Annotated in this window: 6 protein-coding genes and 2 pseudogenes; 4 read left to right on the top strand and 4 right to left on the bottom strand. The window is 39.0% G+C overall.

The window, feature by feature from the left end:
• Positions 1-319: pseudogene (locus VNZ46_RS23365) on the top strand (hypothetical protein); the annotation flags it as partial.
• 260 nt (positions 320-579) lie between these two features.
• On the opposite strand, the gene VNZ46_RS23360 reads toward VNZ46_RS23365, so the two are convergent.
• Positions 580-1,170, bottom strand: a complete 591-nt coding sequence (locus tag VNZ46_RS23360; protein ID WP_325563130.1) for a 2OG-Fe(II) oxygenase — start codon at positions 1,168-1,170, stop codon at positions 580-582.
• Positions 1,171-1,231: 61 nt separating this feature from the next.
• Positions 1,232-2,290, bottom strand: a complete 1,059-nt coding sequence (locus tag VNZ46_RS23355) for a FecR family protein (protein WP_325563129.1) — start codon at positions 2,288-2,290, stop codon at positions 1,232-1,234.
• A gap of 178 nt (positions 2,291-2,468) precedes the next feature.
• On the opposite strand from VNZ46_RS23355, the gene VNZ46_RS23350 reads away from it, so the two are divergent.
• Positions 2,469-3,605 (top strand): histidine decarboxylase, encoded by a 1,137-nt coding sequence (locus tag VNZ46_RS23350; RefSeq protein WP_325563127.1) that lies wholly within the window; start codon positions 2,469-2,471, stop codon positions 3,603-3,605.
• A 10-nt stretch (positions 3,606-3,615) separates the two neighbouring features.
• Here the strand turns inward: VNZ46_RS23350 and VNZ46_RS23345 are convergent, their stop codons facing one another.
• Both VNZ46_RS23345 and alaS read right to left on the bottom strand, forming a co-directional pair.
• On the bottom strand, positions 3,616-4,602 hold the full coding sequence (locus VNZ46_RS23345) for a TonB family protein (protein WP_325563125.1): 987 nt from the start codon (positions 4,600-4,602) through the stop codon (positions 3,616-3,618).
• Positions 4,603-4,656: 54 nt separating this feature from the next.
• Positions 4,657-7,356 carry an alanine--tRNA ligase gene (gene alaS, locus VNZ46_RS23340; protein WP_325563123.1) on the bottom strand — a complete coding sequence of 900 codons (2,700 nt, stop codon included), beginning with the start codon at positions 7,354-7,356 and terminating at the stop codon, positions 4,657-4,659.
• Positions 7,357-7,472: 116 nt separating this feature from the next.
• Here alaS and VNZ46_RS23335 point away from each other — a divergent pair, with 116 nt between their 5' ends.
• The gene (locus VNZ46_RS23335; protein ID WP_133782666.1) at positions 7,473-7,808 is read left to right on the top strand and encodes a MerR family transcriptional regulator; all 336 of its coding nucleotides are present in this window, start codon (positions 7,473-7,475) and stop codon (positions 7,806-7,808) included.
• A gap of 66 nt (positions 7,809-7,874) precedes the next feature.
• Positions 7,875-8,648: pseudogene (locus VNZ46_RS23330) on the top strand (helix-hairpin-helix domain-containing protein); the annotation flags it as partial.

Genomic DNA, 8,648 nt, shown 5'->3' with positions numbered 1-8,648 from the left:
AAGCGGAAACAGATGGATTCATGCCCGTTATTTACCATCAAGATACAGGAACTACGATCTTTACGGAGGACGGAAAGTTGTGATCAATGGAGATCGTCCTTATTTACAACATAATGTTTACAGAACCCGTTACGCAAGTAATAGCTATGTATACAACCGACCTCAACGGGTAGTTTACAGGGATTACGGACGTGACAACAGACATTGGGATAACGGACGTGGCAGAGGTCATGATAACTGGGGAAGAGGCCACGATAACGGCCACGGACGAGGTCATGATAATGACCATGGAAACGGACGAGGTCACGGAAGACACTAAATAAAAAAAGCATCCAAATTGGATGCTTTTTTTATTTAGTGTCTTCGCTAAAGGATAAAATTCAAACAACAAATCGAAAAAATAATATTCTGTAAATCAGATAATTAATAAATTATTTAAAAAATTTTAAAAAAAGATAAAACATTTAAGCAATATCCTTCGTTATAGTTGCAGTTTGTTTGGTTTAGGTTGATCTGTGGTGGATTAACCATCTTTAAACAGGGATGACTCTCATAGTCCATCCCTGTTTCCTTTTAAAGCTATCCTTTTAGCCATCCTGTAATACTCAACCTGTTCGTATTGGTCAATAATACTTCATGCTCCAATTCACTGCTTTGAAAAAAAACACATGTTCTGTTCAAAGGACTGATCATTTGCAAATGATCTGGATGGTGTATGCATAATTCTCCTCCATCACTGTCTTTCCAGTCTGCATTTAAATAAATAATCATCGAGTACTTTCGACTGCCATCGTTTTGAAACTGGTCAAGATGTTTTTTATAGAAACTTCCGTTCTCATATAATGCGTAATGAAATTCATATCCTGTAATCCCAGCATAACACGTAGCGTTTAAATAAATAACAAAACGATCTATGCAGTCAAAGAAGCTATTTTCATAACTATTGTTATGCTTACGGTCCAACCAATAGATTTGATCGCTTCTAATCAGCTGATTCTGGCGAACAAGCTGTTCATTACCTATTCCTGCATTTCTAAATTGCTGTGCGGCATACAACTCAATGAGATTCTGTTTCAAGTTAATGGCCAGCGAACTGGTCAGAAAATCATCCGTTACGCCTACTTTATTGTCTATAAAACTATCAATGAGTTTACTGAAGATCTTCTGCAAGAAAAATATTTTAACACTACCCCGGACAAATTGCCGGTATGGGTGAAGATAGGGTTATTATTTAGTTATTCCTCTGTCTTCTTACTAAAATCTCATTTCGACCATGATCATTCTTTCTGATCTTGAACTTAACTTTTAGATAAGCCAGCATCTCCAGAAATGCAGATGCACTTACGTCCCGTCTTACTTCTCCATTAAATTTTACATCAGGGATATCTCCTTCATAGATCACGTCTGCATCATACCATCTCGACATCTCGCGCATAACACTTTTCAGATCTGCATTACTGAATTGAAAATAGCCATTTTTCCAGCTTATCGATTCATCCGGACGTACTTTAACCAGTTTTATACCCCTGGCAGTTATCCAACCTTCGTCGCCAGGCTCAAGCCAAACTTTCTCCGGGGTCAAATCATCACTTGCTTTCTGAATTTTGTTTACTGAAGACAATTCCAGATGTCCTTGTAAAAGCGTTACCGTGGTAGCGGGATCATCGGAGTAATTACTAATGTTAAAATGACCCGCGGTAACCAGAGATTTTTGTAATGGACTCTTTACGATAAAAGGTATAGAATCTTGTTCACTAACCTCAAAATAAGCCTCTCCTTCTAATTCGACTTCGCGAACTGTTGAATTAAATTTATCTGGGTACCGAAGAGACGATGCTGCATTAAGCCAAACCTTAGTGCCATCCGACAGCACAATCTTGTATTGCCCGCCTCGTGGTGTTTTTATAACATGATAAGCCATTGCAAGCGGACTGGAAATGGTGTCAACTGCCAGATTCTCCGTCTGATACCGAAGCTCTCCGCCGGTATTCTCCAGAATCCGGATGCCATTTTCTTTGGTGATTTCGCCTTTACCAACGTCTGACAACATAAATTTTTCACCTTTGTCTAACAAAAGAATTGCTTTATAGCCGCCTGCATGGAGGTCGTGATCTGCAATATTAGAGATGTTATCCAGATCGGGATGGTTCTTATAAAATACAGCAGCTACTGCAGTTGCAATAAGGGCAAGACAAGCAATGGCCAGATAGATAAAGGAACTTCTCTTGTAGAAAGGTGCCAATGTCTCGTCGTTAAGTTCTTCCTGAATGTCAGACTCGTTTTTATTCATAATTTTCAGCAAACACAAAAATAAGCAAATTTTCTTCTTTGTGTATATACAGTTAGCGTTAATAATCAATATTATATTCCTTAAAAACACATAAAAAAATATAATATTCTTTTTATACAATAAATAATAATATATAATTCTGAACACATTAAATTTGACCCTCAAAATCACACTATATATGTCACATTCTTTATCACCAGAGGAAGATCAGCTACTCGTTCAGCTCTTAGCGGATGTTAAGCACAATACAGAGTTTTTTATGGGGTATCCGGTATCAAAAGACTTTAACTATGAGGAATTGATGCCTTTTCTTCAATATCCCATGAATAATCTGGGCGATCCATTTGTTCCGTCTACTTATGCAGTAGGCTCAAGAGAATTGGAAAAAGAGGTAGTGAAATTCTTTGCAGATCTTTTTAGAGCGCAATCAAATGACTGGTGGGGTTATGTCACAAACGGAGGATCTGAAGGCAATCTATATGGCTTGTACCTTGCAAGAGAACTCCATCCAAAAGGAATGGTATATTACTCAGAAGCTACTCACTATAGTGTCCAAAAGAATCTTCACCTTTTAAACATGGAGAACATCATCATAAGTACTCAAGCCAATGGAGAGATTGATTATGACGACCTTGAAAACACCATCCGGATGAACAGACAGATGCCTGTGATCATTATGGCCAATATAGGCACCACCATGACAGAGGCCCGGGATGACATTGGTCGTATTAAAGCTATTCTTAAAAAACTAGCCATAAAACACTATTACATTCATGCTGACGGGGCATTATCTGGAAGTTACAGTGCCTTTGTAGAACCAAGACCTGCTTTTGATTTTGCAGATGGTGCAGACAGCATAGCCATTAGTGGTCATAAATTCCTGGGCTCTCCTATGCCTTGCGGGGTTGTGGTAGCTAAAAAATCCAACCGCGACCGGATTGCGCGTTCTGTAGCATATATTGGTAGTATGGACACTACGATTTCTGGTTCCAGAAACGGCCATAGTCCACTGTTTTTATGGTATACGATTAAAAAGCTGGGAACGGCGGGTTTGAAGGAGCGCGCCATGAGGTGCCTCGAAGTTGCTGAATATGCAGAAAAAGAATTGCAGAAAATCGGTATCCAGGCCTGGCGAAATCCAAATGCCATTACCGTTAATTTTCCTGAACCGCCCTTACAAATACGCAAGAAATGGCAATTGGCTGCAGAGAGCGGCTGGTCTCATATCATCTGTATGCCAAATGTATCTAAAAAACAGATTAATGAGTTGCTGGCTGAGATCCTAGTTTCAATAGAGTTAGCTGAATTAACATGATCATAACAAATCAATATCCGCTAATGGTAAAACTAATTGGGAGACTATATTTCATCCGAACAGGAATACCGTGATGTAAACCAGGAACCCACCCCGAAGATTTATTAATAACACGCAAAGCCTCACGGTCTAAAGAGGGGTGAGCTGAGCGATCCACTGTTAGTCCTGTAATTTTACCATCTTTTTCTATGGTAAAACTTAAAAACACCTTACCCATGGCTTTATCATCAGCGGCCTCAGCTGGATATTTCACCTCCTTACGTAAATATTTATAGAATTTCTCCATTCCGCCCTCATATTCGGGCTGCTTTTCGCCTACAGTATAACTATATTTTAAGCCATCTTTAAAACTTTCACCGTACAACAGTTTCCCCTGTTCAAACTGTTCTTTGTAACAGTAATTTCCGGACGAGCTTTTCATCGTCCATTCCCCTTCTTTCAATCCGTCTTTATAATCGCCCTCTTCAGTCAGCATCTCCCCATTCTTTTCATTCTGCTTTTGGACAAAATGACCATTTCCAGCCTTCACCATCACATTCCCCAGAGAATCTGCTATATAAACTACTTTTGATGTGGTCTGATATCGGCCATCATTAAGGATACGGTCAAAAACTCGCTCCTTACCATAATCAATTTGTTTTTGCAGTACGCCGTTATCGAAGAAATAATAGGCGGGCCCCTCTAGCCATCCGGCATTATAATTTAAAAGACCTATTTTTTTTCCTTTCTTATTAAAGGACATATATGCTCCTTCGTAAACTAAAGGTATAATTTGGGAAGTAAATCCTATTGTTTTTCTACCTCCCTCAGGATAATACTCCAATAATTTAAAATTAACATTTCCCGAATCAGGTTCCTGGATAATACGGATAAAATCTGCGCTGTCTCTTTCCTTGACCTCTTTATCATTATTTTTCAGAAAATATACATTTTGTCTTTGGGCATTTACTGTAGCGAAAAGACCTGTGAGTATGAGCGAGAGCATCAATTTTTTCATGAGAATGTATTTTAAAAAGCTGCCATGGCTTAACCCACAACAGCTTCATTACCTTTATTTTATTAAACCTTCAGCTTTAGTGAGCACTGCTGCCAAACCATCCTTATTCTTACCTCCGGCAGTGGCATAGAAAGGCTGGCCTCCACCTCCACCTTGTATATCCTTCGCAAGCTCTCTGACAATATTTGAAGCATTCAGCCCTTTATCTTTAACCAGATTTTCAGACAACATCACTGTAATCCCCGGTTTATCATCGATTAAAGTTGTAAAAACCAGGAATAAATCATCTACCAGATCCTTTACAGCAAAAGCAAGATTTTTCACCGCGTCAGCGTTCGGAAGATCTACATGAACTGCGATCAGATTAATTCCATTAACAGTCTTTAGATGATGTACAATTTCATGCTTTAAATTAGCGGCTTGTTCAATAACGGCTTTTTCAGCATCCTTTTTTAGCTTGGCGTTTTCTTCCAATAAAGAAGATACAGCTGATTTAAGATCCTTATTCCCTTTTAACAAAGCGCGCAACTCATTGAGTTCTCTGTTTTGGTCCAGGACAAAAGCTTCAGCTTTATCTGCGGTAATGGCTTCTATCCTTCTTACCCCTGCAGCCACAGCGCTTTCTGATATGATTTTGAAGTAACCGATCTGACCAGTTGCCTGAACATGTGTTCCACCACACAATTCTTTTGAATAGTGGTCATCAAAAGTAATAACGCGTACAAAATCTCCATATTTTTCACCAAACAAAGCTGTTACTCCACTTGAAATCGCCTGGTCATAAGGCACATCACGTTCTTCTTTGAGCGGAATATTCTCCCGCACTTTCTGATTCACTAAATGCTCTATTTTGGCCAGATCATCTTCACTGATTTTCGCAAAGTGCGAAAAGTCAAAACGCAGATAATCCGGATTCACCAGTGAGCCCTTTTGGTTGACATGATTACCAAGTACTTTTTTCAAAGCCGCATGCAGCAAATGAGTTGCGGAGTGGTTATCCTGGGATAATAAACGTTTATCTTCATCAATCACCGCCCACATATCTCCTTCAAGATCTTCAGGCAAGGTATCGGTATAATGAACGGTAACTCCATTCTCCTTTTTTGTATCCGTTACTTCTACAAAGAATAAACGGCTGTGGTCTTCAATACGTCCAGTATCACCAACCTGGCCTCCACTTTCCGCATAAAAAGGCGTTTTGCTTAATACAATCTGGTATTGTTCTTTTCCTTTGGTACTTACCTTACGGTATTTAATGATCTTTGTTTCTACTTCAAAATCATCATAACCAACAAATTCAGTTTCCAGATCAGGGTGCACCGGTACCCAGTCTCCCGTATCAATAGCTGTTGCCGCTCTTGATCTGTCTTTCTGTTTAGACAGTTCTTTATTATACCCAGTCATATCAATGGTCCAGCGTTTTTCTCTGGCCATCAGATCAGTTAAATCAATTGGGAAACCATAAGTATCCTGCAGTTCAAAAGCAAATTCTCCGGAAATCACCATCTGATCTTTTAAGATACTGTACACCCATGCATCTTCGAATGACTTTTCCAGCTCGATTGCATTTTCTGCCATCAGTAGTTCTGCTTGTTTCTTGGTATAGTTTTCAAAACGCTGAATACCTGTAGCCAGGGTCCTGAGGAAGGATACTTCTTCTTCCAGAACAACCTTTTGAACAAAGTCTTGCTGTGCAAGTAATTCATCAAAAACACCTTTAAACTGTTCCGCTAAAACAGGTACCAACTGATTCAGAAAAGGTTCTTTCAGATCAAGGAAAGTGTAAGCATAACGAACTGCCCGGCGAAGAATCCTGCGAATCACATATCCGGCTTTATTATTAGAAGGCAATTGCCCATCTGCTATTACAAATGAAATGGCACGGATATGATCGGCCATTACACGCATAGCAATATCCGTTTTCTCGTCGGCCCCATAAGCAATTCCTGCTTTTGCAGAAATAAACTGAATAAGTGGCTGGAACACGTCAGTATCGTAATTGGATGCTTTGTTTTGTAGCACCCGAACCAGACGCTCAAAACCCATACCGGTATCGACATGTTTTGCTGGCAATGGCTGTAAAGAACCGTCTTTCAGCCGGTTAAACTGCATAAACACATTGTTCCAGATCTCAATAACCTGGGGATGATCTGCATTAACCAGTTCTTTACCGGAAACTGCAGCACGTTCCTGATCAGGGCGGCAATCTACATGGATCTCCGAACAAGGACCACATGGTCCTGTATCGCCCATTTCCCAGAAATTATCTTTTTTATTACCTAATATAATGCGGTCTTCCGGAACATATTGTTTCCAGATTTCGTAAGCTTCAGTGTCCTGCGGCAAACCTTCTTTATCGTCTCCTTCAAATACAGAAACATAGAGTTTGTCTTTTGGTATCTTATAAACCTCTGTAAGCAATTCCCAGCTCCACGCAATGGCTTCCTTTTTAAAATAGTCACCAAAGCTCCAGTTTCCCAACATTTCAAACATGGTATGATGATAAGTATCGATACCCACTTCTTCTAAATCATTGTGTTTACCGGAAACACGAAGACAACGTTGGGTATCGGCAACACGCTTATATTTAATAGGGGCTTCTCCCAAAAACAAGTCTTTGAACTGGTTCATTCCTGCATTGGTAAACATCAGTGTTGGATCATTCTTAACCACAATTGGGGCAGATGGAACAATATGATGTTGTTTAGATTCGAAAAATTTTAAATAAGCGCTTCTGATTTCTTTAGCTGTCATCCTTCTAGTTTATTATGCAACAAAATTAAAATTTTATTGCGGTATTCTACTAAAATCCCTTTACATTTGAATGCTTTAAATAAATGCTATAAACAGCTAATAATCAACATCAAATTATGCCGTACAAAGAAAGGGAAATTAATAAAATGTATTATACTATGGGAGAAGTGACGGAAATGTTTGGTGTAAACGCTTCCCAGATCAGATTCTATGAGAAAGAATTTGATGTATTGCAACCTAAGAAAAACAAGAAAGGAAACCGTTTATTTACACCTGCGGATGTAGAAAACTTAAAGATCATTTTTCACCTGGTCGACGATAAAGGCTTTACCTTGAAAGGAGCTAAAGAACACTTAAAAAACAACAGTGGCGAGGTTAAGGAAAATCAAAAGATCATCGATTCCTTAGAGAAACTCAAAGACTTTTTACTTAAGCTCAACGAAGAAATATAATATTTTAAAGTAAATAATTTTTATTCAGAGAAATATTACCTCATTTTAAATGTAAACACATTTAGAATGATCAATTTATTTTGGAATAAATCCGCATGCCGTTTTTTGCTTTTAGTATTCCTTATACCTTCAATTTCGAAGGCACAAGAGCAAACTATTATCAAAGAGATTATAGAACGTCTGGCGCCTACGTTACCGGATGATTATGACCTCTCAGAGCTTACTGAAAGGTTAAATTATTACAGCAAACACCCTGTCAACCTAAACCATACTTCTACAGAGGAACTAAAGAATTTTGTATTCTTATCTCCCTTGCAAATCGCTAACCTTTTTGCACATATACTCAGTAACGGCAAATTACTGGCAATTGAAGAACTTCAGGCAATTGATGCATTTGATTTGGAAACCATTTCAAATCTGCTCCCATTTGTGACCCTGGGGGAATACCCTGAAATTGAAATGCCTTCCTTTAAAAATTTACGAAGCAAGACAAACCAAAGCCTGATGCTTAGATATGCACAAGGGCTGGAGAAACAAAAAGGCTACAGTGACCTTCCGGGCAGCAGGTATCTCGGAACGCCTGGAAAAATACTTATTAAATACCACTATAATTACAGTGACCGTTTTTCAGCTTCTCTTGTATTCAAGAAAGATGCAGGTGAAGAACTTTTCAGCGGAAACAATACATACAATCTTGATTTCTTCTCTTTTTCACTGGCTTTTAACCAACTTGGGAGAGTGACCAAACTTGTTATTGGAGATTACAGCCTTCAATTTGGTCAGGGCTTAACTTTATGGTCCGGCTTTGCATTTGGCAAGGGACCTGATGTGACCAGCGCT

Source organism: Pedobacter sp. (assembly GCF_035566355.1).
In the GTDB taxonomy this organism is placed as follows: domain Bacteria; phylum Bacteroidota; class Bacteroidia; order Sphingobacteriales; family Sphingobacteriaceae; genus Pedobacter.
This window is presented reverse-complemented; position numbering and strand designations above follow the sequence as displayed.

What these genes read in the sequence shown, in the direction of transcription:
- VNZ46_RS23345 (WP_325563125.1), bottom strand. Translation starts at nt 4,602, where the DNA reads ATGAAAAAATTGATGCTCTCGCTCATACTCACAGGTCTTTTCGCTACA.
- VNZ46_RS23350 (WP_325563127.1), top strand. Translation starts at nt 2,469, where the DNA reads ATGTCACATTCTTTATCACCAGAGGAAGATCAGCTACTCGTTCAGCTC.
- VNZ46_RS23335 (WP_133782666.1), top strand. Translation starts at nt 7,473, where the DNA reads ATGCCGTACAAAGAAAGGGAAATTAATAAAATGTATTATACTATGGGA.
- VNZ46_RS23355 (WP_325563129.1), bottom strand. Translation starts at nt 2,290, where the DNA reads ATGAATAAAAACGAGTCTGACATTCAGGAAGAACTTAACGACGAGACA.
- alaS (WP_325563123.1), bottom strand. Translation starts at nt 7,356, where the DNA reads ATGACAGCTAAAGAAATCAGAAGCGCTTATTTAAAATTTTTCGAATCT.